Source organism: Clostridium pascui (genome assembly GCF_016908015.1).
In the GTDB taxonomy this organism is placed as follows: Bacteria; Bacillota; Clostridia; order Clostridiales; family Clostridiaceae; genus Clostridium_AK; species Clostridium_AK pascui.
Window position 1 is genome coordinate 150,455 of record NZ_JAFBDB010000007.1, and the last position, 22,411, is coordinate 172,865.

Genomic DNA, 22,411 nt, shown 5'->3' on the forward strand with positions numbered 1-22,411 from the left:
AATTGTTGGTGAATAATAAAAAAAAAACTACTAATAATATAAAAAGGCAAAATTTATTAGCATGTATTTGGAGGAGTTTATGTGAAGACTATTATAGAAGACAAATATATTATATTTTTAGTCTTTTCAGGTGTAGTTGGACTTTTTACTAACATTCCAAAAGAATATGGCACATATGTAGGTACTGGTGGATGGGTAATTATCATTATAGATTTGCTTTTAATATTGCCTCCAAGCTTTGCAATTGTATGGTTAAATAAGCAGTATGAGGGAAAAATAATACCAGAGTATTTAGTTGAAATCTTAGGAAAACACATAGCACTACCTATAAATGTTCTTTATTTTATGAGATTTTTCATGTTAGTTCCATTAATGACTAGAGCACTTTTAGGCATGGTTAAGTCTACATCATTAGAAACAACTCCAATTTGGCCGTTGGCTTTTATATTTTTAACCTGTGCTTGCTATGCTGCATCACAAGGAATAAAATCTTTAAGTTACATATGTCAATTTTTTATTTTAACTGCATTGATTTTATCCTCTATATTGTTCTTTGCATTACTTAGTAAAGGTGGGTTTATAAATTTAAGGCCCTTCTTTGTTAAAGAAGATATTCCACTCTATTTTAAAGAGAGTATTCGAAACTTAAGAATTTTTTTTGGAGCTGGCGTGCTTTTAGTAGTGCCGTTTTCAAAAAAGGATAATAAAAAAACTAATATGTACTTATTGATAGGCTTTATGATAATAACTTTATTTTATTTATTTGTATTTTGGGGAACTGTTTCAGTTGCAGGAATAAATCAAACCGTATTATTTGATGATATATTTTTCATTGCAGTTAGAAGTGTTGAAATTCAAAACTTAGAAATTTTGAAAAGACTTGATGGTCTAGCAATTGCTGCTTTTACCTTTACTAGTTTGATGATGGTAGCAGTAGATATATATGGATCAGCTGTTGTATTTAAGTATTATTTAGAAAAAACTAAAATACCTAAAAAAATGACTCTTTCCTTTTCCTGTATTGTTATATCTATTATAGGTTTTGTGCTTTGTGTTATTATCCCTAGTACATTTGCTTTGAGAAAATATCTATTAATCAGTTATAAAATAGCATGGTTTACTTCTATGATTCTTCCTATCGTGCTATTTATTATTGTTAAAATTAAAATGAGGATTAATAGGGAAACATCTCAATAAAATTGAGACGTGATGATTTATATCAAAACTGAATTTGTTATTTTGTATATGGAGGAATTTACTTGAAAGAAGCTATAGGTAATAAACAAATAGTATTTATACTTTTTGCAAGCATTGTAGGCTTTCCCTTTAGTATTCCTATGGACTTTGCTGTGTCTGCAGGCACTTGTGGATGGACAATAGCTATTATATGTGCGTTACTAGCAACTCCCCCTATATTTATGATATCATCAATAAACATGCATTATGAAAAAAGAGGATTTCATGAATATATAGAAGATATTGCTGGGAAATATTTAGCATTAGCTATTATGATATTTTTTTTAGCAAGATATTTATCTTCAACCATGATGGTAGCTGGATCTATTACCAGATTAGTAAGACTTACTATACTAGAGTTTACCCCCTTGTGGGCTTTATTTATAGTATTCATTGCATGTTGCAGCTATACATCATCCAAAAGTTTAACATCCCTATCCTATATATATGAGTTTTATGGATTAATACTAACCTTCATATTTTCTCTATTAATTTTAGCAATGCTTACAAAAGGTGATTTTATAAATTTAAGACCTTTTTTTGTTAAAGAAGATATGCCTACTTACCTTAAGGAGGGTTTTAGAAATTTAATAGCCTTTGCCGGCTTTGATAAACTTTTCTTTGTACCATTATTTAGAAAAGAAAATAAAAAAATTCATAAATATTTAGTTGTAAGCATACTGTTAATTACCATTTGCTATATTGCTAGTTTTGAGGCTACTCTTGCAGTTTCAGGCGTAAATGAAACTGTACTTTATGATGATATTTTTTTTCTTTCAATTAGAGGTATCGAATTACATCACTTTGATCTTATAAGGAGATTGGACCTTTTTGCACTTTCTAATTTTATTTTCAGCTCACTTATGATAGTTTCATTTAATTTATATGCTTCAAATGTAATAATTTATCATTATTTACAAAAACTAAATTTTAGGAGTGTAACTATTCCTCTTATTTCAGTTATTATATATATTTTTGCATCTATAATATGTATCAGTTTTGCGTCTATATTTACTTCAGAAGCTTACGTTAAAATTACATCTAATATGGCAATAGTTGCTTCTTATATAATTCCAATAATATTATTTACGATTGTTAAGGTGAAAAACTATGAAAAAAAAACATTATAAAAAATTATCATTATTCCTATTATTAACTTGCTTTAGTTTATTTTTTACAGCTTGCTGGGACTATAAAGATATAGAGGACAGAGCACTTGTAGTATCTTTTGGAGTAGATACTCCAGCTCCAGATAGAGTGCGATTTGATGCTGAAATAGCTGAATTTCGTCCTATGAGTGCTCAACAAACTACCTATGAAATAAGTCATTTTACCGGGGAAGGCAGCAACTTTGATAAAGCAAGAGCAAATTTACAGGTTCAAGCTAAAGGCCCACTTTCTAATGGTCCTGCCACTGCTGTAATAGTTAGTGAAAGATTTGCGCAATCAAACTTCTTTGAAGATTACTTGAATAGGGCAAATAGACAATATGACTTAAGGAAAACCGTAACCTTACTAGTAAGTAAAAGGCCTCCAAGTGACCTTATGGAATTATCCACTAAACAAAATACATCCATAGGTTTTTTCGTAGAAAATAACATACAAAGCTTGTTCAAGGATACCCATGTAGATATAACCATAGCAAATGTAATTTCTGAAAGCCGTATAAAGGATTTAGGTCTGCTTCTTCCTACTATTGATATAGTAGAAGGAAAACCTCAGTACATAGGATTAAGTGTAATAAAAGACTTTAAGCTTGTAGATATAATAGATTTAGATGATAGTACTGGAGTATTATTTCTAATGTCTCCTAACAATCCACTAATCTTAAACTTACCTGATCCAAAACATCCAACTAATGTTTTAACTATTTCGACACGAGTTAAGAATCGTAAAATTAAAACAAGTTGGGAAAATGGGAAAGCTATTATAAATGTATCTTTAGCAGCTAATGCATCCTTGTCATTTCAATATGAATTACAAGGAAAGTCACCAGAAGATATAGAAGAACTTGAAACTGTATTAAGTAAGCATATTAAAAAAATGATCATGGAATCAGTAAGTAAATCTCAAAATAATTATAAAGTAGATATATTTGAATTTATTAAGTACTTTAAAGCTCAAAATCCAATTCAATATAGGCAAATAGAATGGGGTAAGGTTTATCCCGAAGCAGAAGTTAATGTGAATGTTAAGGTTAATATTACCGACAAAAATGCAATGGAATTTGAAAATAAAGAGAAATTAGATAAAAGGTGATTTTATGGAAAATTTTTTTAGCATAGATGATGTTATTTCTTATATTGAAAATAATAATACAAATATGGTTGTTAGAAAAATTAAGAATAAACAAACCATGATATATGTAGCATATCTCCCATATATTACAACTAAAGATAAATTAACTGAAGAAATAATAAAACCACTTATGCAGTATCAAAATACTATATCAAGTGCGAAGCAAATTGGAGAATCTGTCATTTATACATCTGATTTATCTATAGATAATGATTTTTCTAAGGCACTTGATCATCTTCGTTTAGGAAAGTCCATCATTGGAATATCTCATGAGTCAACTTATATTGTTGCTGATACTGGTGGAGTAGCTCAAAGAAATGTTTCAGCACCTGAAGTTCAATATGCCCTAAGAGCGCCAAAGGACTCCTTTGTAGAAAATTTAGATACTAACCTTTCCCTTATAAGCTATAGAATTAAGGACTCTCACCTGTGTTTCAAAAACTTTATTGTTGGAACAAGGACTCAAACAAGGGTAGTAGTGGCTTACCTAGATAACCTAGCTGACAAAAATATAGTAAAATATGTGGAAGATACTATAAGTAATATAACTATAGATGGTATCCTTGAATCATCCTATATTCAAAAAATTTTAAATGGTAAAAGTCGTAAAGTATTGCCAACTGTGTCTATTGCTGAAAGATCTGATAAGGCTTGTTCCACTATATTAAAAGGAAGACTTTGTGTTTTGGTGGAAGGAAGTAACCTTGCGTTAATGCTGCCCGAAAGATTTATTGACTTTTTAGATTCAGGAGATGATCATTATGGCACTGTACTTCTTGGTCCTTTTAATACTTCTTTGAGGATATTTGGTATAATATCCACATATTCATTACCTGCCCTTTACTTGGTAGTTACATCATTTAATCCCGATATGCTTCCAGCTAGTTATCTATTAAGTATTGCATCTGCTCGTTCTGCCGTTCCACTAAATGCAGTACTTGAAATCTTTTTTATGACTATAGTAATAGAAATGCTGAGGGAAGCTAGCATAAGGCTTCCTACCAAAATCGGAAGTGCCATAGGTATAGTTGGAGGTATAGTAATAGGTCAAGGTGCTATTGCAGCAGGTCTTACCAGCCCAATTTCAATAGTAATAGTATCATTTTCAAGTATTTCATCATTTTTATTGCCGGATTATAATATTGTAACTCCATTAAATGTATTAAAATTTATTTTAATAATGATTACTGGGGTTCTTGGGCTATTTGGATTTTTAATAGGCTTAAGCTTTCTAGCTGTACATATTATATCTCAAAGAAGCTTTGGGGTACCCTATGCTGAACCTATTGCGCCTTTTACTGCCTGTGAAATTAAGGATCAATTTTTACCTCAACTTCAATTTTATAAAGAAGGAGATAGTAACGCTACTAATCCTAATTCTCCAGATAACAGTAATGATGATAGTAACGGTAATAATGATACCCTCATTCATACCAAAAATGATAATAAAACTCATAATGCTGATAAAAATAATACCTCAGATAACAACAATAATGATACTAATATAAATAAAGATAAAACTAGGAAAAATAACAATAAAAATAATGATACCAATAGCAATGATGCTATTGACAATAATAATTTAAATGATAATAAAAACAACAAAGGTAAAGATAAGCCCGATGGCATTATTAAGAAAATGTTAAGCTTCTTTAAAGATGATAATAATGATGACAATAGTGATAATGTAGATGATAATAATACAAGTACCCCCAGCTCCGATGATAATGATAATAATAATAATAATAATAATAATAATAATAATAATAATAATAGTGATAATAATAACAATATGAAAAGTAGTTCTAGCAAGAGCAATAACAGTAGCACTGGTAGTAGCAGTTCAGGTACTTCTAGTGGTATATCCGGCAGTACTGGTGGTGGAAAGTGATTTTTTCCATTGTTAACTGTAATATTTATAAAGGCACTAGGCATATTATATAATTTATGCCTAGTGCCTTATTATTAAGTTTTATCATGTATTTTATAAATAAGAGAACTTACGTTTTCACTCTCTACTAAAAACATTTTCCCCATTTTTATTTATATATTTAGTTCTATTTTCTAATATGACCCTAGAAACTCCATCTACAAATTTTGACACTTCATCATAAATCGGCTCTATGATAAAATTACATTCCTTATCTATATATCCCCATTTTCCATTTACTTCTACAGATATTAACCCTTCACTAATAGTATCTACGTTATCAAACTTCACTGGAATTACTTCATTGCCATCTTTATCTATAAATCCATATTTTTCATCAATAGCAACTGTTGCAAAACCTTCGTAAAAGTTATCTGCCCAATCATATTTAAGTGGAATCACAGCTTCCCCATCTTTATTTATAAATCCATATTTATTGTTTAATTCAACACATGCAAGCCCTTCATTAAAATCATTAGCTGTATGATACTTAATTTTGATAACTGTATTTCCGTCCTTATCAATATAGCCATAATTAGATTTTAACTGTACTGCTGCTAATCCTTCTGAAAATCCATAAGCATAATCAAATTTAGGTTCTATAACCATCTTACCTTCCTTATTTACGTATCCTAATTTTCCTCCTAATTGCACTAAAGCTAAATCTTCACTGAAATCAAAAGCATCTAAAAACTCAGGCTCTATAACCACTTGCCCTTCTTTATTTATATATCCCCATTTATAATTTACCTGTACAGCTGCTAACCCCTGTGAGAATCCATTAGCTTCTTTATATTCTGGATTTATAACTACTTCCCCTTCTTTATTCATAAATCCTTTTTTCCCTTTTACTTCAATTGTAGCTAATCCATCAGTGAACTCATATACATCATCATATAAGTTTTCTCCAATTAAACTTCCTTCTTTATTTATAAATCCAAACTTATCTTCAATTCCTATTATAGCAAAATCATTAATAAAATCCTCAGCATAATCAAACTTTGGCTCTACTATAACTTCCCCTGTATTATCTATATATCCATATTTTCCATTAATTTTTACTGGATAAAGCATCTTTTCCATATTTAACTCTCCCTTTAATTTTATTTATTTATTTAAAAATTCCAGTTCTTTCTATAACTACATTACTATCTACCTTAAATTGAACCTTTTTATATTGGTTTTCTAGCCATTCATCACTAAAATGATAATTTCTATTATTAGCCCAGTATTTTACTTGGAGCTGAAGAGGATCTAGGCCTTTTTCTTGAAGCTTTTTTACTAAAGTATTTACACGAGAATCTACTATTTTTTTTGCTCTGGCCTCAACTTCTTTTAATTCTACATATTCTCCTACTTCCTCTAGATTTCCCTTAATTGTAACTTTTATATTACATATAATATCGTCATTCACTTCTTTTAACTTTACACTCCCTTTTCCGCTATTAACATTTATACCTAAAGGACTCTTAGAACCCAGAGTATCTATAACTATATATCCATTTTGTACTCCCTCAAAAAGTAATTTAAACAATTTGGTTTCATCCCTATTCAAAAACATACTAAATTTAACTCTATCAAATAATGCTACCTTTTCTAGTACAACTCTACCTTCAACAGCTTCAATCACTGGACAAAATACAGTCATCCCCTTCGTCGTTGCAGAATATTTTACATCCTTTAACATTGTAATAAGTCCATATTCAGAATTTGTTCCCTGGCCAAACTTCATAAAAAGTGCACTTCCTGCAGTTTTTTCTCCTTGCGGTTCTATATTTAGCACCGTCTTAGCACTTGGCGATCCTACAGCTACATAGCCTATAAGCTGGATGTCTCTTCTCCTAGAAAAAAAGTCTATAACATCATCAATTTCATTGTTCTTAACATAACTTTCTCCAAGCACTATAATCTTCATATGGCCAAAGTCCGGCTCTAAAGCCATTTTGGTTTTTAAAAGCCTAAAAATTTCCCCAAGTGAGTTTCCTTTTACAGTATAAAACTCAAAATTTTTCCCTCCATTCTGTGAGCCTGATCCCCCTACTGATTTTGGTATAGCAGCCTTAAAACTCACTTCTATCTCACCATTTTTACCAATTGAATCTATACCTACTGCTACTATAAAAGTTCTCCTATCTATATCCTTAAAATCACAACCTGTAAAAAAAGATAATATAAAAAATATAATTAATAATTTACTAAGATATTTCATATGCTTCTCTTTTCCTTTCTTTTGGCTAAGAAAAAAAGTATAAAAAATAATATATTAGTGAAGAAGCTACTAATAACCATATTTACTAATGCCATGTCAGTAAGCTGTCTTGTATTTCTTATAAAAACACCTAGTGTAACATAGCAAATCAATACTGCTGCTATAATTCCTTTTTTTATTTTATTATTAATACTCATCCTGTCTAATAAACTTTTTCCTACAAAAGTATAAAGGATAATTTGTACAGATCCCAATGTTAAAAATAATGGAAATAGTATATATAGCCCTCTTTCAATAAAAAACAAATTAACTTGTATAGCATCTGAACTAGCAATCCAAGGATGTTCAATATTTCTAACGGTTTCAACACCCCAAAAAGATACTGGAATTAAAATAGTTAATAACGCCATAGGCAGCCCTATAAGTATAAATATAAGCATAGTTTTTTTATAACTTATTTTGCCAAATTCAGTATTGAACACCTGTAAATGTCTAACTCCTACATAAAAATAACTAGCTATACTAATCAAAGGTATATTCGGCATCTTTAGAGAATGAATTAATGTTCCCTTTATATAGGTGAGTCTTAGTTCTTTAATACTTAGTAAATAATACATAACTATACCAACTAAAATAATTATTCCAAGATAACCCAAGAGATATAAAAATGTTTTGTTTGTATTTAATAAAACAAGTATTACAGGAATAATAAGTAATATTCTTAAAAACCAAGTATTTGTAGTAGATAAAAGAAATTTCCTTGTTATTTCAATAAGTCCCATAAACATAAAATATCCCGAAGTAAAATTTAACATTATTGATATGAAAGATATGATACTCCCAAACTTTTTACCTAAAAGCTCATTATTTATTTCTACTAAGGTAAAGTTTTTAAAGTGATTAAATACATAAATTCCAGCATAAGAACTTAATAATATCATTATAAGTGCTATAAATATCGCTACTATAGCTCCATCTAATAACTGTGTCATGAGATATGGAGCATTGTAAAATATAAAATTAGAAAACGTACAAACTATAAGCATCATATAATAATATTTTTTTTCAATCATAACTCAGTTCTCCTAAAAAAATCCCTTAAATTTTTAACTGAAATTGCATCTAATGGATTTAGATAAGGAATATTAAAATTATAAACTGAAAATGCATATACCGTTAAAGCTAATAATGCTACAAAGATTCCATAAAGCCCAGCTAAACTTCCAAATAATAAGACTATGTACTTCAATGCTCTTGCTGGTATACTTATACAAGTTGTGGGCATGCAAAAATTAGTTATAGCAGTTGCTGCAACTATTATTATAAGTATATTACTTACAAGCTGTGCCTGTGAAGCTGCCTGGCCTAGTATAAGTCCTCCAACTGTTGTTGCTGCCTGACCTATAGTTTTAGGGAGCCTGATGCTGGCTTCAATCAAAAACTCTATCATTGCAAGCATAAATAGTACTTCTAGATAAGAAGGATATGTTACTCCTGAGCGGCTTTCTGTAATGGATAATGCTAGCTGTACTCTAAATATTTCAGGATTATATGAAGTAACTGCAACATATAATGCAGGAAGTGTTATACTTAAAATAAAGGCTATATATCTTAACACTATAAGTATAAATGCTGGTATAGGAAATAAATAGTAATCATCTACTGCAACAAAATATTCGTGAAAAGTAACAGGAGCCACCCCTGCACCATTGGTGCCATTTAATAATATAACTGCCTTTCCTTTAGCCATAAGCCTTGCCACTCTATCTGGCCTATAGGTTATAAAAATTCTTGGAATAAGCCATTGTCTCTTTACTATGTGTTGCTCCAGTTCCCTTAATGTTTGAATTGCAGGTGCCCTAACTTCACTGATACTTTTTTCTATAAAGTTCAATGAGCCTTTATCTACCTTTTCCTCATCATATATTATAGCAACCCTACTTTTAATTAACTCTCCAACTTCAGTTTCCTTTACTATAAGATTTGAACTTGGATAATATCTTCTTAAAAGACCTATATTTAAAGTTATTTCCTCTACGAATTCCTCTAAGCTTCCTTGAAAAGAACTTTCTTTTATGTTTTGTTGAACTTCTCTATAGTTTTTTCTAACACAAACATTAATACTTCTTAGTGCACCTTTATAAATTGCTATAACATTTCCTTCTGTAATACTTTTACTTACCTCTTCAAGTGTTATTTCTGTGCTAATACTTTGAATATATGAATTAAAGTTTAAATCCTTATTAAAATAAGGCATTTTAATATTTTCAGTTAGTGCCGACTTCTCTGTAAGACTTTGCACAAAATAAACAACAAAGAAATTATCTAATTCTAACTTTTTTGTATCACTATCTATATTTATAAATTTATCCACTTCTTGCATTAAAACTCTATGACTTTCCATCTCATTCACCTCTGAATAACAATTGAGATTTTTAGCTTTAAATGGTAAATATTAATTATAATTATTTATTAGTATTTATTTCAGCTTTTAAATAATTTTTTAATTTCTATCTTAATATAATTTGCCATAACCGCCAATTTTATTCAACTGTGCTTAATGAAAATACTACTAGAACACAAATAAAATAAATCTTGGTGTGAGTAATTTTCACTTCACATAAACACCAAGATTTAAAGTATTCTAATAAGCATATAAATGTTATTTTTAAAAAGGCTTCCCATAGGCTTACTATTTATCGAATAATCCACCTGTTTTCTTATTTCTTACAGCCTTTTTAGCCCCTCCCATGCTTTTGGTCGGTCTTCCATTTCCCTTTTGCTCAGCACTTTTTTTCTTTTTTGCTTCAATAAGCTTTTTCATCATTTCTATATTCTTATCTGACATAAATACTTCCCCCTGTGTTGATTATTAACTTTCAATTTTTTCTATATATATTCATTTATCAAATGTCAATTTTAAGTTATTAATTACTAATTGTCAATGTTATTTTAAAGTCTAGCGATTATCGCATCTTTATGTTATAATATGACGGTTAGATTAAAAGTAGAAAGTTGAGGAATGATTAGCGTTGATTACAGTTACAAATGTTGGTTTAAGATATGGTGATAAGAAATTATTTGAAGATGTAAATATTAAATTTACTCCAGGAAATTGTTATGGAGTAATAGGTGCAAATGGTGCTGGAAAAAGTACCTTTTTAAAAATTTTATCTGGTGAAATTGAGCCTAATACTGGAGAAGTTTCTATTGCACCTGGTTCTAGAATGTCAGTACTTAAGCAGGATCACTTTGAATATGATGACTGCCGCGTACTTCAAACAGTAATTATGGGTAATGCTAGATTATATGAAATCATGACTGAAAAAGAGGAATTATATGCAAAGGCTGATTTCACTGATGAAGATGGTATAAAGGCATCTGAACTTGAAGGGGAATTTGCTGAATTAAATGGTTGGGAAGCTGAATCAGAAGCTTCATCACTTTTACAGGGTCTTGGAATTCCTACAAGTCTTCATGAAAATAAAATGTCTGAACTTTCAGGTGGAGAAAAGGTTAAGGTGCTTCTTGCACAAGCCCTTTTTGGAAATCCTGGAATACTTGTTTTAGACGAACCTACTAACCACTTAGATATTCAATCAATTAACTGGCTTGAGGAGTTCTTAATTGACTTTCCAGGAACAGTTATTGTTGTATCCCATGACAGACACTTTTTAAACAAAGTTTGTACTCACATGGCAGATGTTGACTTTGGAAAAATTAAGTTATTTATGGGTAACTATGATTTCTGGTATGAATCAAGTCAGCTTGCCCTACAATTAATGAAGGATCAAAATAAGAAAAAAGAAGAAAAAGTTAAAGCACTTCAGGAATTTGTTGCGAGATTTAGTGCCAATGCTTCTAAATCAAAGCAGGCTACTTCTCGTAAGAAGCTTCTTGATAAAATAAACATAGAAGATATAGAACCTTCAAGTAGAAGATATCCTTTCGTAGGATTTAAACCTGAAAGAGAAGTTGGAAATGATATTTTAAGAGTTGATGGAATATCAAAAACTATTGATGGTGTAAAAGTTCTTAATAATGTAAGCTTTATCGTAACTAAGGGAGATAAAATTGCCTTTGTTGGTGAAAATGAAATGGCAATTACTACATTATTTAAAATACTTATGGGGGAAATGGAACCAGACAGCGGAGAATTTAAATGGGGCGTTACTATTACTAAGTCATACTTCCCTAAAGATAACTCTGAATTCTTCAATAATGTTGACTTAAATCTTGTAGATTGGCTAAGACAATTTTCAGAAGAAAAGTCTGAAAGCTATCTTAGAGGCTTCCTAGGAAGAATGCTTTTCTCTGGAGAAGAGGCGTTAAAAGAAGCTAAGGTTTTATCCGGTGGTGAAAAGGTTAGATGTATGCTTTCAAAGATGATGCTTAATAATGCTAATGTACTTTTACTAGATCAGCCTACAAACCATTTAGACCTTGAATCAATTACAGCAGTAAATAATGGTTTAAGAGACTTTAATAGCAATATATTATTTGCTTCTCATGACCATCAATTCATACAAACTATAGCAAATAGAATAATCGAATTAACTGAAGATGGACTAATCGATAGACAAATGAGCTATGATGAGTACCTAGAAATGAAGAATGGTAAATAACAACTGACAATAAATGATAAAAGTCAGCCTTGGGGCTGACTTTTATCATTTATTGTTTATTTTATTCCCATTTATTTTCTACAACGCCTGATGGCTGAACTCCACGTTGACAAGATTTCTTAACGATTAAAGTTCCAATAGCTTTAGCTACAAGTACTGGAGGATCTAATACATCCATATCTGTTTCAGCTGCATCTGGCTTTCCATTTTTTCTAGATGGTGTTGCAACTTTGTAAGTTTCAAATTCGCATTTACGTGAACTGTTACCTAATTTTATTATTCTACCTCTAGCTTCAACATAATCTCCTGCATATACAGGTGCTAAGTATTCTACATTTTCATAACCTGCAAATAATGATTCGTCTCCATCCTGTAAAACACAAAGTTCTGTTCCAACGTCACCATATATATCTAAATGTATGTTAGGTTTAACAACTTCGCCTGCATACTTACCTTCATCCATTCTATATCTTAATATTGACTCTCTTACCATAAGAGGCACCCCCAAATTCATATAAATTTTCTTTTATTTAAAATAACTTATTATAAAATCTTTTCAGTTTGATTTTATTATCCTTAGATTATCTTTCTGGGATTACATAAGTTGAAACTGTTTCAACTGTCATAACTGGTTTTTCAAGAACGTTTACTGCAGAGTTTTGAGCTTCAATTCTAGCATTTTCAGCTATTTTAAAGGATCTGCATTGCACTTTCACTTTGTTTCCTTCTACACCAATAATTCTTCCGCATACTTCAACAAAGTCTCCTGCGAAAGTTGGAGCTGTAAAGCTTATTTTATCATAGCCTATGCATTCTCCTGTATTTCCAGCATACATAGCCATTAATTCTGTAGCAACATCTCCCATAAGTTCTACTGTATGTGATCCATTTACTAATTCTCCAGCATAATGAGCATCTCCTGAAGACATACGTAGACGAATCATAGTTTCATAATTTTTTTCTGGTTTAACAAATGCCATTTTCCATACCCCCAATATTTAAAATATAATTAGATATTTATTATCTTATTCCCATTTATTTTCTACAACGCCTGATGGCTGAACTCCACGCTGACAAGGTTTTTTAACAATTAAAGTTCCAATAGCTTTAGCTACAAGTACTGGAGGATCTAATACATCCATGTCTGTTTCAGCTGCATCTGGCTTTCCATTTTTTCTAGATGGTGTTGCAACTTTGTAAGTTTCAAATTCGCATTTACGTGAGCTGTTACCTAATTTTATTATTCTACCTCTAGCTTCAACGTAATCTCCTGCATATACAGGTGCTAAGTACTCTACATTTTCATAACCTGCAAATAATGATTCGTCTCCATCCTGTAAAACACAAAGTTCTGTTCCAACATCACCATATATATCTAAATGTATGTTAGGTTTAACAACTTCGCCTGCATACTTACCTTCATCCATTCTATATCTTAATATTGACTCTCTTACCATAAGAGGCACCCCCAAATTCATATAAATTTTCTTTTATTTAAAATAACTTATTATAAAATCTTTTCAGTTTGATTTTATTATCCTTGATTATCTTTCTGGGATTACATAAGTTGAAACTGTTTCAACTGTCATAACTGGTTTTTCAAGAACGTTTACTGCTGAGTTTTGAGCTTCAATTCTAGCATTTTCAGCTATTTTAAAGGATCTGCATTGCACTTTTACTTTGTTTCCTTCTACACCAATAATTCTTCCGCATACTTCAACAAAGTCTCCTGCAAAAGTTGGAGCTGTAAAGCTTATTTTATCATAGCCTATACATTCTCCTGTATTTCCAGCATACATAGCCATTAATTCTGTAGCAACATCTCCCATAAGCTCTACTGTATGTGATCCATTTACTAATTCTCCTGCATAATGAGCATCTCCTGAAGACATACGTAGACGAATCATAGTTTCATAATTTTTTTCTGGTTTAACAAATGCCATTTTCCATACCCCCAATATTAAAAATATTTATTTAGTATAAAAGTTTAAATTAAATTAATAATTTAATTTATCAGCTTAGATGTAATTTATTTCCATCTGATATATATTATACACCTTTCAAAAACTTTATTCCATATATTGTAAAAATTTTATTAATTATTTTACTATCGCTGATTCAAAATCTTTAACAAAGGTATAAAATAAAGTTAATATTATATTTGTATTTTTTGATTAATTATATAAATTTTTTCTACGAAAACGCTAAAAAATCCCTACTTATTTAAAGTAGGGATCTTTTACTTTCCTCAATTTTTTCTGCTAATTCATTAAGATACATCCATCTATCCATTTTTTCTTCTAAAAGCTGTTCTGTTTCTTCTTTTTCTTTTATAAGGCTATTAAGTTTTGCATAATCAGTTGAGTAATAATGCATGTCTTTTTCAATTTGCTCTAACTTTTTCTCTAAATCTGAAATAATATTATCTATTTCATCGTACTCTCTTTGTTCATTGTAAGAAAACTTTAAAGTAATACTTTTTTTCTTTGATACATTTACATCTTCCTTATGCTTTTGATTAGTTTTTCCATCTTTTAAAGACTTATTTTCCTCTTCTAATAGCTTTGCATTTTCATCTCTTATTTCCTTCACATCACTATAATTTCCCGTATACTGAGTTATTTTTCCTTTTCCTTCAAATGAGAAAATTCTTTCTGCCATTCTATCTAAAAAATACCTGTCATGAGATACTGATATTACTGCTCCTTGAAACTCTTCAATATAATCTTCTAATACCTTTAAAGTTTCTATATCTAAGTCATTTGTAGGTTCGTCTAATAAAAGAACATTTGGAGACTCCATTAAAACTCTTAAAAGATAAAGCCTTCTTTTTTCTCCACCTGAAAGCCTAGAAATAGGAGTCCACTGATCTGATCCTGTAAATAAAAATCTTTCAAGCATTTGAGAAGCGCTCAATTTATATCCTTCGCTATTTTCTATAAATTCTGCTCCTTCTCTTATGTATTCTATAACTCTCATATCCTCATTCATATGATAACTTTCCTGTGAAAACATACCCATTTTCACTGTTTCTCCAACTTCTACATTTCCACTATCAGGTTTTAGTTTTCCACTTATAATATTCATAAGTGTAGATTTTCCTTCTCCATTAGGCCCTATTATTCCCACTCTGTCACGTCTAAGTACTATATAGCTGAAATCATCTATAACTTTTTTATCTCGAAAAACCTTTGTAATATTATTAAGCTCTATAACTTTCTTCCCAAGTCTTGTTCCTGCAAGAGATATTTCAAGCTTATCTTCATTCAAGTCTATTGATTCATCTGTTAGCTTTTCAAAACGCTCAATTCTTGCCTTCTGCTTAGTACTTCTTGCTTTAGCTCCTCTTCTTATCCAAGCAAGTTCCTTTTTTAAAAGACTCTGCCTTTTCTTTTCACTAGAAGCCTCTATTTCTTCTCTTTCAATTTTCTTTTGAAGAAATGTACTATAATTCCCTTCATAGGTATAAAGGTTACCCCCGTCTAACTCTATTATTTCATTTGCAACTCTATCTAAAAAATATCTATCATGAGTTATCATTAAGAGAGCACCTTTTCTCTTATTTAAATATTGCTCCAGCCAATCTATAGTTTCATTATCTAAATGATTGGTTGGCTCATCTAATATAAGTAAATCAGATGGATTTACTAAAGCTCCTGCTAATGCTATTCTTTTTCTTTGTCCTCCTGAAAGTGTTCCTACCTTCACATTAAAGTCCATAATGCCCAGCTTTGTAAGTACTGCTTTAGCCTCACTTTCAATAGTCCATGCATTTAAATTATCCATACTGTGAGTAAGCTTCATTATTCTTTCCGGATTACTGTTTTTATCTTCAAGTGCTTCTTCATATTCCCTTATAACCTTGATTATAGGAGAATTCCCTCTAAAAACCTCTTGAATAACTGTCTTTTCAGCATCAAATTCAGGCAATTGTGGTAAGTACTCTATATTAATTAAACTATTTTTTATAATCCTTCCACTGTCTTCTACTTCGATTCCTGCAATTATTTTAAGAAGAGTGCTTTTTCCTGTACCATTTATACCTATAACTCCTATTTTATCTCCTTCATTAATGCCTAAGTTTATATTGCTAAAAAGTTCCTTTTCGCTATAGCTCTTTGATATATTTTCAAGTGTTATTAAATTCATAGCTACTACCTTCCTTAGTTCATTTAATTTTTAATAAAATCTGCTTAAATCTATAAAACCTGCCTACACAAGTTTTGTATTGACTTTTAACTATTAGATATTAGCTAAATGTCTAGCATTTACAATTATATTCTATATCGTCACTTCATGCAAAGATTTAAAATAGAAATTTTGTGCTATTTTAAAATCTATTTTTATATTATAATTATGTATTATGTTTTATTAGTTTTTAGTAGTTAGGCTTAGCTTTTAGTACCCTTGGCCTAATATTATTTATAATATCGGGGGACATTTAAATGAATTTTAGAACTTTGTTTTTAGACAAGAAGTTTTATAAAACTTCACTAAAACTTGCACTTCCTATTGCAACACAAAATCTTATCCTATCTTCGTTAAACTTAGTTGATACTATTATGATTGGGCGCCTTGGTGAAACTGCCATTGCAAGTGTCGGCCTTGCTAATCAATATTTTTTTCTATTAAATTTACTGCTCTTTGGAGTTGTAAGTGGATCTTCTATATTTACTGCTCAGTATTGGGGAAATCGTGACTTACCAAATATAAAAAGAATTTTAGGATTATGTTTATGTGCTGGAATTTTCACCTCAATTTTATTTACCTTAGGTGGCTTAGTATTCCCAAAGCAAATATTAAGTATATTCTCAAAGGACATTGAAGTAATAAATCTTGGCTCCACATATCTTAAAATTGCAGTCCTTAGTTACACCATAACCTCAATTACATTTGCATATTCTTTTGTACTTAGAAGCACAGGCAATGTAAAATTACCTATGTTCGTAAGCACTATTGCACTTGGTACAAATACAATTTTAAATTATATGTTTATCTTCGGAAATTTTGGTGCTCCAAGTCTTGGAGTACCTGGGGCAGCTTTAGCTACATTAATAGCTAGATTAGTAGAAGTTCTTCTACTTTTATCTATTGTTTATAAGACTAGAAGTCCTATAGGCGGAACTATAAAAGAAATGCTAGATTTACCTTCTGAACTTATAAGAAAATTTTTCAAAGTAACTACTCCTGTAATACTTAATGAAAGTGTTTGGGCTCTAGGGGCAACTATGTATGCAGTAGTATATGCTAGAATGGGCACTGAAGTAATTGCATCAACAAATATAGTGTCTACTATAGAAAGAATAGCTTTAGTAATTTTCTGGGGTTTTGGAAATGCCGCTGCAGTTATAATCGGAAATAAAATTGGTTCTGGAAACGAAGATGAAGCATTTATGGATGCTATACGCTTTATTACATTAAATCCAATACTTGCAATGTTAGCAGGGATTGTAATATTTTTAGGTTCGCCATTTTTATTATCGGCATACAATGTATCACCTATAGTTCATGAGTACTCAAGAAATATACTCAAAGTGCTTTCCTTTTGCTTATGGGTTAAAGTATTTAATTATACAAACATTGTAGGAATCCTTAGAAGTGGTGGAGATACAAAGTACTGCTTACTTCTTGATGTAGGAGGCATGTGGCTTGTAGGTGTTCCTCTAGTTTGTTTCGCAGGATTATACTTGAAACTTCCAATACATTATGTATATATATTTGTGTACACTGAAGAAGTGTTTAAATTTTTAGTTGGACTTCCTAGAATAGCCTCTAAGAAGTGGATAAATAACTTGGTCATAACATAGCCTGAGCTAATAGTTACTAATGAGTAGTTATAAAGTTTTATGATACAATTAGAGTTATTTATTATTTATATGTTTTTTTATTTAACATAAAGGAAGTTTGCAAGACAACCTTCCTTTTTTCATAAACTTAAACTTCAAAACTTATTACATATTCGGCTTCACCTTTCGGAGCTTCTCTATCGTCTACCCACTTCCCCTTAAAACCAAGCTCATTAATTGCAAGCTCAAAATGGCACATTGCTATGCCTATATCAATTTTTTGAATATCATAAGGTACTGTTTCTTTATACCCTTTTTTTCTTTTTATATAAAAATGAAATTTATCATTATCCATTATTATTCTCCAAGGCTGAGCATTTACTGCAGATGGTGCAAGTCTTACAGCTTCAAATGCTTCTTCATACATTCCTGCATTCTTTCTTGATAAAGCATTTTGAAAACTTTTATTATAGAAGATTTCTTCAAAACCTTTTCTATTTTTTGATCCCGATGAGAATTTCACGATTGAATCTATTATGCTTCTACCTTCTCTAGAGTATCCTATAGGAGTTATTATTGGAAGTATTTCTTCGTCCTTCAAATTTATTGCCTTTTTAAATTCTTCCCTTTTAAATGTTCCACCAAGCCAGCAAGTTCCCAGACCCTTAGATGCAGCATAAAGTATTCCGCTTTCCAATCTGTATCCAAGCTGTTCCATACTTCTAGGCTCCTTTTTAACAGCTGTTGCTATAAATACATTACATCCTCTTATAATTCCATAGGTTCCAAGCTTTAAATTATCTAAACTTTTGTCATTTAAATCCACAATCGAAAATCTTACATTGACGTTAAAGGGTCCTTTAGTGTTATTTAAATGATTTAATATATCTTCTCTAATTTCATTACTTAGTTCTTGATTTTTATAACTTCTTACTGATGTCCTTTTTTTTACTACCTCTATTATTTTTATTTTATTACCCCTTCTTCATGCTCTATTAATTATATGGTATCTAATCATTAATTATTGGCTTGTGTCTTATAATTTCTATAAAGATTATATCATTATTTTAATATTTAAAAATCAAAAAAGGAACCTCAAATCTCTTCGAAGTTCCTTTTAATTCATATTGATTTACATTGCTTATTAACTAAGCCCCATTCCTTTTCTCTTAGAAATAATATGAGCCTCTATATTATTTGCAACTTCTACAGGATCATCTCCAAGAGCAACTTTACCGCCAGTTAATCCCTCAACTTCTTCTGTAAGTAACTTCACAAGTTTAGGAGCACCAGTCATAAATGGCACTGGGGATAAATGAGTATATGCACCATATGCTACTGCAAATATACCATCTATTGTAGCCTTTTGTTCCATCCATTCTGGAGCTGTAACAGCTATAGGAAGTTGTGGTACATCCACATCTAAGTGGTCTGCAAGAGCTGTAACAAGCATTGATATTCTTCCTGTATCTGTACATGTTCCAAAGCTTAATACTGGAGGAATCTTAAGTAAGTTACAAACTTCCTTTAATCCTTCTCCTGCCATGGTGTTCGCTGCATCCAAAGTACAAAGTCCTGCAACTTCAAGTGCATGATTTCCACAACCACCACTAACAACTAATATATCTTTCTTTATTAATTCTTTTGTTAAGTTTACTGTATTCCAGTCCTGTGGACCATTTCTAAGGGTTGAGCAGTTTGCAAGAGCTACTACTCCCTTAATTTTTCCTGCAACTATTACGTCTACTAGTGGTTCAAGTCTGTTTCCAAGAGCACCTAGTACTGCTTCTGTTGAGAAGCCTGCAATTGCCTTTTGAATCTTTTTAGGAACCATAGGTGTTATTTTGCCATGACGCTTTTTAAAGTTTTCTTCTGCAAGATTAATTAATGTATCTATTGTTTCATTTACCTTTTCAGGGTAATATGGAAGTTTATGTTCTATTCCTGGCAAATCAATGATAGTGCTTAATGATACTAAAGTTAACTGATATTTTTCAGCATACATATCAATAGCAGGTGGAGAACAGTTTTCTTCCATTGCTAAAACGTCCACTGTACCTGTTGCAAGTAATGGTTCTATTGTAAGCCAATTTCCCATAAGTCCTACAAAAGTGTCATCTACATTATATCTTTGTAATAATTCCTGGCCAGTTTCTATAGATCCTACTACGTGAAGTCCCTTTGCCCCTGCTTTTCTTGCTCTTTCTTGAACTTCAGGTGTTCTAGCCTTTTCAATCATTGCAGCACCTATCCAAGGTTGGTGACCATTAAATACTATGTTTATGTAATCTGGATCCATGATACCTAAGTCTGTATCTACTTCATGAGGAGTTGGTGTTCCAAATAATATATCTTGAACCATTTCAAGCCCAATTTGAGAGTTATATATAGTAGCTATTCCTAAGCGAAGTGCCTTTGCTGCTAAAGATACATAGCTTCCATCTACATTTGTTAAACAGCTTGCTACACAGTTCTGCTCTTCATGAATTGTTCCTTTAGGGTAAACATTTATTTTTTTCCAAACTTCTTTTCTCTTTCTTGGTGCAAAAGCTTCTACCATAAGATTCTCGTCATCTTCACCAATCTCTTGTTGTCTTTGTAATAATTCTGCTAATTGTATGGCCATTTTATTTGTATCCTGACTTGTGTCAATTCCTAGTTTTTCACACATCCATTTTAGCTTTTCAACATCCTTAATCTTAAATGGAGTTTTTCCTTCTCCTGTAGCTTTTAGTGTTCTAAATGCTTCATAGGCATGATGACTATATGTACCAGCCCCCATTATATTTTTAAGAAGGAAATTTCTCATTGCCATTGCATCTGGCCCAATTCCGCATACTCCCTTGTCTGGTTCACCATTATCATTTAATCTACAAGGACCTTGAGAACATAATTGACAGCTTAATCCTTGAAGACAAAATTTACAACGTATTTTTTCTTGTTGTACCCACCTATCAAAAACATTGGACATTCCATCTTCTCTAATACGCTTAAGCATTTCTTCAACTGAATCATGATAACTTACGCGTCCTTCAGTTTTTTCTAAAATTGTTTCACTCACTTAAATCACCCTTCCAATTGTAATAATTATTTTTAACATTATTGATTTTTAAAACTCTATAATATTTTTACCCCTTTTTGAATAATTATTACAATTAAATTTACAAATGAGACTACTACCAACTTTATAAATTTAAAGGAATTAGTTTCTAGGATTTAGACACCGGAAAACGGATAAATTTTGACTAGTCAAAGTTCTATCCAATCCTTGTACCTATCACCTTACTACTAATTCCTAAATATCACTTTTTCGCAATATATTTTCTTATGTCAAAAGCCACAGCGGTTACTATAATAAGTCCCTTTACTATAAGCTGCCAGTATGGATTTACTCCTATAAATGTTAATCCATAATTTATTACACTAAATATTAAAACTCCAGCCAAAATTCCTTGAACAGTTCCTATTCCACCTGAAGTAGATACTCCCCCTACAACGCAGGCAGCAATGGCATCCATTTCGTACATGTTCCCATAGTTATTTGTAGCTCCTCCAGTTCTAGCAGCTTCTAATACTCCTCCAAGTCCATATAACGAACCTGCTATTGCATATAATATTAAAAGTGTAAGTCCTACATTTATACCTGAAACTTTAGCTGCTTCCTTATTTCCACCTATAGCATACATATTCTTTCCAAGGCGAGTTTTATTAAATATTACCCAAACTATTATTGATACTATTATTGCAATTAATACTATAACAGGAAATGAAAATATATGTCCTGATCCTAAATTAGTAAAATCTTTTCTAAGTCCTCCAATTGGCTGTGAGTCATTTGGAGGTAGATCAAAGTAAATTGAATTTAATCCATATACAATTACCATGGTACCTAAAGTTGCTATAAAAGGTGGTACACTAAACTTTGAAATAATAAATCCATTTACGGCACCAGCTAAAAGTGCTGCAATTATGGCAATTAAAATAGGTATAATTAAATTAAGTTGAGGTAAATTGGGGTAAAATCTTCTTGCATAATCAGGAGTTTGAAGCATAGATGCAGATAATACTGCTGCAAATCCTACTACACGTCCTGCAGAAAGATCAACACCACCTGTTATAAGTACAAAGGCTATTCCCAGGGCAATAATTACCTTTGTAGAGCTTTGAAGCAAAATGTCTTTTAAGCAAGTAAGCGATAAAAATCTTGAATCCTTTATTGCAATAGCCAATACAAGCATTACTAAAACTATATAAATTGCATGTTGGGATAAAAATCCCTTTACTTTTTTCATATCTATTTTCTTAATATCGGATTTTTCCATAATAA

Annotated in this window: 19 protein-coding genes; 6 read left to right on the forward strand and 13 right to left on the reverse strand. The window is 30.9% G+C overall.

The window, feature by feature from the left end:
• The first annotated feature begins 81 nt into the window (after window positions 1-81).
• The 4 genes from JOC70_RS16060 (at window position 82) to JOC70_RS16075 (ending at window position 5,425) form a co-directional block, all read left to right on the forward strand.
• A complete protein-coding gene (locus JOC70_RS16060) occupies window positions 82-1,197 on the forward strand; it encodes a GerAB/ArcD/ProY family transporter (RefSeq protein WP_204599914.1) in 1,116 nt (371 codons plus the stop codon).
• A gap of 62 nt (window positions 1,198-1,259) precedes the next feature.
• Window positions 1,260-2,366, forward strand: coding sequence for a GerAB/ArcD/ProY family transporter (locus JOC70_RS16065; RefSeq protein ID WP_204599915.1), 1,107 nt, complete (start codon window positions 1,260-1,262; stop codon window positions 2,364-2,366).
• The gene (locus JOC70_RS16070; RefSeq protein ID WP_204599916.1) at window positions 2,347-3,495 is read left to right on the forward strand and encodes a Ger(x)C family spore germination protein; all 1,149 of its coding nucleotides are present in this window, start codon (window positions 2,347-2,349) and stop codon (window positions 3,493-3,495) included. Before JOC70_RS16065 ends, JOC70_RS16070 begins: the two co-directional genes overlap by 20 nt.
• A 4-nt stretch (window positions 3,496-3,499) precedes the next feature.
• Complete coding sequence (locus JOC70_RS16075; RefSeq protein WP_204599917.1) at window positions 3,500-5,425, forward strand: spore germination protein; 1,926 nt, start codon at window positions 3,500-3,502, stop codon at window positions 5,423-5,425.
• 117 nt (window positions 5,426-5,542) lie between these two features.
• On the opposite strand, the gene JOC70_RS16080 is transcribed toward JOC70_RS16075, so the two are convergent.
• From JOC70_RS16080 to JOC70_RS16100, 5 genes are all read right to left on the reverse strand, one after another.
• Window positions 5,543-6,547: a WG repeat-containing protein gene (locus tag JOC70_RS16080; RefSeq protein WP_204599918.1), complete on the reverse strand. Its 1,005-nt coding sequence runs from the start codon at window positions 6,545-6,547 to the stop codon at window positions 5,543-5,545.
• A gap of 28 nt (window positions 6,548-6,575) precedes the next feature.
• A complete protein-coding gene (locus JOC70_RS16085) occupies window positions 6,576-7,673 on the reverse strand; it encodes a Ger(x)C family spore germination protein (RefSeq protein ID WP_204599919.1) in 1,098 nt (365 codons plus the stop codon).
• Window positions 7,670-8,746: a GerAB/ArcD/ProY family transporter gene (locus JOC70_RS16090; RefSeq protein WP_204599920.1), complete on the reverse strand. Its 1,077-nt coding sequence runs from the start codon at window positions 8,744-8,746 to the stop codon at window positions 7,670-7,672. The genes JOC70_RS16085 and JOC70_RS16090 overlap by 4 nt, the downstream gene beginning before the upstream one ends.
• Window positions 8,743-10,077, reverse strand: coding sequence for a spore germination protein (locus JOC70_RS16095; RefSeq protein ID WP_204599921.1), 1,335 nt, complete (start codon window positions 10,075-10,077; stop codon window positions 8,743-8,745). Before JOC70_RS16095 ends, JOC70_RS16090 begins: the two co-directional genes overlap by 4 nt.
• A gap of 288 nt (window positions 10,078-10,365) precedes the next feature.
• Window positions 10,366-10,521, reverse strand: coding sequence for a hypothetical protein (locus tag JOC70_RS16100; RefSeq protein WP_204599922.1), 156 nt, complete (start codon window positions 10,519-10,521; stop codon window positions 10,366-10,368).
• 184 nt (window positions 10,522-10,705) lie between these two features.
• Here JOC70_RS16100 and JOC70_RS16105 point away from each other — a divergent pair, with 184 nt between their 5' ends.
• Window positions 10,706-12,298 (forward strand): ABC-F family ATP-binding cassette domain-containing protein, encoded by a 1,593-nt coding sequence (locus JOC70_RS16105; protein ID WP_204599923.1) that lies wholly within the window; start codon window positions 10,706-10,708, stop codon window positions 12,296-12,298.
• 61 nt (window positions 12,299-12,359) lie between these two features.
• Here JOC70_RS16105 and JOC70_RS16110 read toward each other — a convergent pair whose 3' ends face one another.
• The 5 genes from JOC70_RS16110 to JOC70_RS16130 form a co-directional block, all read right to left on the reverse strand.
• Window positions 12,360-12,791 (reverse strand): hotdog domain-containing protein, encoded by a 432-nt coding sequence (locus tag JOC70_RS16110; RefSeq protein ID WP_204599924.1) that lies wholly within the window; start codon window positions 12,789-12,791, stop codon window positions 12,360-12,362.
• A gap of 88 nt (window positions 12,792-12,879) precedes the next feature.
• Entirely contained in the window at window positions 12,880-13,278 is a 399-nt protein-coding gene (locus JOC70_RS16115) for a hotdog family protein (RefSeq protein ID WP_204599925.1), read from the reverse strand.
• Window positions 13,279-13,323: 45 nt separating this feature from the next.
• Entirely contained in the window at window positions 13,324-13,755 is a 432-nt protein-coding gene (locus JOC70_RS16120) for a hotdog domain-containing protein (RefSeq protein ID WP_186428968.1), read from the reverse strand.
• 87 nt (window positions 13,756-13,842) lie between these two features.
• Complete coding sequence (locus JOC70_RS16125) at window positions 13,843-14,241, reverse strand: hotdog family protein (RefSeq protein WP_204599925.1); 399 nt, start codon at window positions 14,239-14,241, stop codon at window positions 13,843-13,845.
• A gap of 280 nt (window positions 14,242-14,521) precedes the next feature.
• On the reverse strand, window positions 14,522-16,447 hold the full coding sequence (locus JOC70_RS16130) for an ABC-F family ATP-binding cassette domain-containing protein (RefSeq protein WP_204599926.1): 1,926 nt from the start codon (window positions 16,445-16,447) through the stop codon (window positions 14,522-14,524).
• A gap of 296 nt (window positions 16,448-16,743) precedes the next feature.
• Between JOC70_RS16130 and JOC70_RS16135 the strand changes: the two genes are divergently transcribed.
• On the forward strand, window positions 16,744-18,105 hold the full coding sequence (locus tag JOC70_RS16135; protein ID WP_204599927.1) for an MATE family efflux transporter: 1,362 nt from the start codon (window positions 16,744-16,746) through the stop codon (window positions 18,103-18,105).
• 127 nt (window positions 18,106-18,232) lie between these two features.
• Here the strand turns inward: JOC70_RS16135 and JOC70_RS16140 are convergent, their stop codons facing one another.
• The 3 genes from JOC70_RS16140 to mglC form a co-directional block, all read right to left on the reverse strand.
• The gene (locus JOC70_RS16140) at window positions 18,233-19,054 is read right to left on the reverse strand and encodes a nitroreductase family protein (RefSeq protein ID WP_204599944.1); all 822 of its coding nucleotides are present in this window, start codon (window positions 19,052-19,054) and stop codon (window positions 18,233-18,235) included.
• Between the two features lie 174 nt (window positions 19,055-19,228).
• Window positions 19,229-21,145, reverse strand: a complete 1,917-nt coding sequence (gene cooS, locus JOC70_RS16145; protein WP_204599928.1) for an anaerobic carbon-monoxide dehydrogenase catalytic subunit — start codon at window positions 21,143-21,145, stop codon at window positions 19,229-19,231.
• Between the two features lie 241 nt (window positions 21,146-21,386).
• Window positions 21,387-22,406, reverse strand: coding sequence for a galactose/methyl galactoside ABC transporter permease MglC (gene mglC / locus JOC70_RS16150; protein ID WP_204599929.1), 1,020 nt, complete (start codon window positions 22,404-22,406; stop codon window positions 21,387-21,389).
• Window positions 22,407-22,411: the final 5 nt, after the last annotated feature.

Bases quoted from the DNA above. Each gene is read 5' to 3' on its own strand.
- JOC70_RS16070 (WP_204599916.1), top strand. From the start codon at position 2,347: ATGAAAAAAAAACATTATAAAAAATTATCATTATTCCTATTATTAACT.
- JOC70_RS16075 (WP_204599917.1), top strand. From the start codon at position 3,500: ATGGAAAATTTTTTTAGCATAGATGATGTTATTTCTTATATTGAAAAT.
- JOC70_RS16080 (WP_204599918.1), bottom strand. From the start codon at position 6,547: ATGGAAAAGATGCTTTATCCAGTAAAAATTAATGGAAAATATGGATAT.
- JOC70_RS16085 (WP_204599919.1), bottom strand. From the start codon at position 7,673: ATGAAATATCTTAGTAAATTATTAATTATATTTTTTATATTATCTTTT.
- JOC70_RS16090 (WP_204599920.1), bottom strand. From the start codon at position 8,746: ATGATTGAAAAAAAATATTATTATATGATGCTTATAGTTTGTACGTTT.
- JOC70_RS16095 (WP_204599921.1), bottom strand. From the start codon at position 10,077: ATGGAAAGTCATAGAGTTTTAATGCAAGAAGTGGATAAATTTATAAAT.
- JOC70_RS16100 (WP_204599922.1), bottom strand. From the start codon at position 10,521: ATGTCAGATAAGAATATAGAAATGATGAAAAAGCTTATTGAAGCAAAA.
- JOC70_RS16110 (WP_204599924.1), bottom strand. From the start codon at position 12,791: ATGGTAAGAGAGTCAATATTAAGATATAGAATGGATGAAGGTAAGTAT.
- JOC70_RS16115 (WP_204599925.1), bottom strand. From the start codon at position 13,278: ATGGCATTTGTTAAACCAGAAAAAAATTATGAAACTATGATTCGTCTA.
- JOC70_RS16120 (WP_186428968.1), bottom strand. From the start codon at position 13,755: ATGGTAAGAGAGTCAATATTAAGATATAGAATGGATGAAGGTAAGTAT.
- JOC70_RS16125 (WP_204599925.1), bottom strand. From the start codon at position 14,241: ATGGCATTTGTTAAACCAGAAAAAAATTATGAAACTATGATTCGTCTA.
- JOC70_RS16130 (WP_204599926.1), bottom strand. From the start codon at position 16,447: ATGAATTTAATAACACTTGAAAATATATCAAAGAGCTATAGCGAAAAG.
- JOC70_RS16135 (WP_204599927.1), top strand. From the start codon at position 16,744: ATGAATTTTAGAACTTTGTTTTTAGACAAGAAGTTTTATAAAACTTCA.
- mglC (WP_204599929.1), bottom strand. From the start codon at position 22,406: ATGGAAAAATCCGATATTAAGAAAATAGATATGAAAAAAGTAAAGGGA.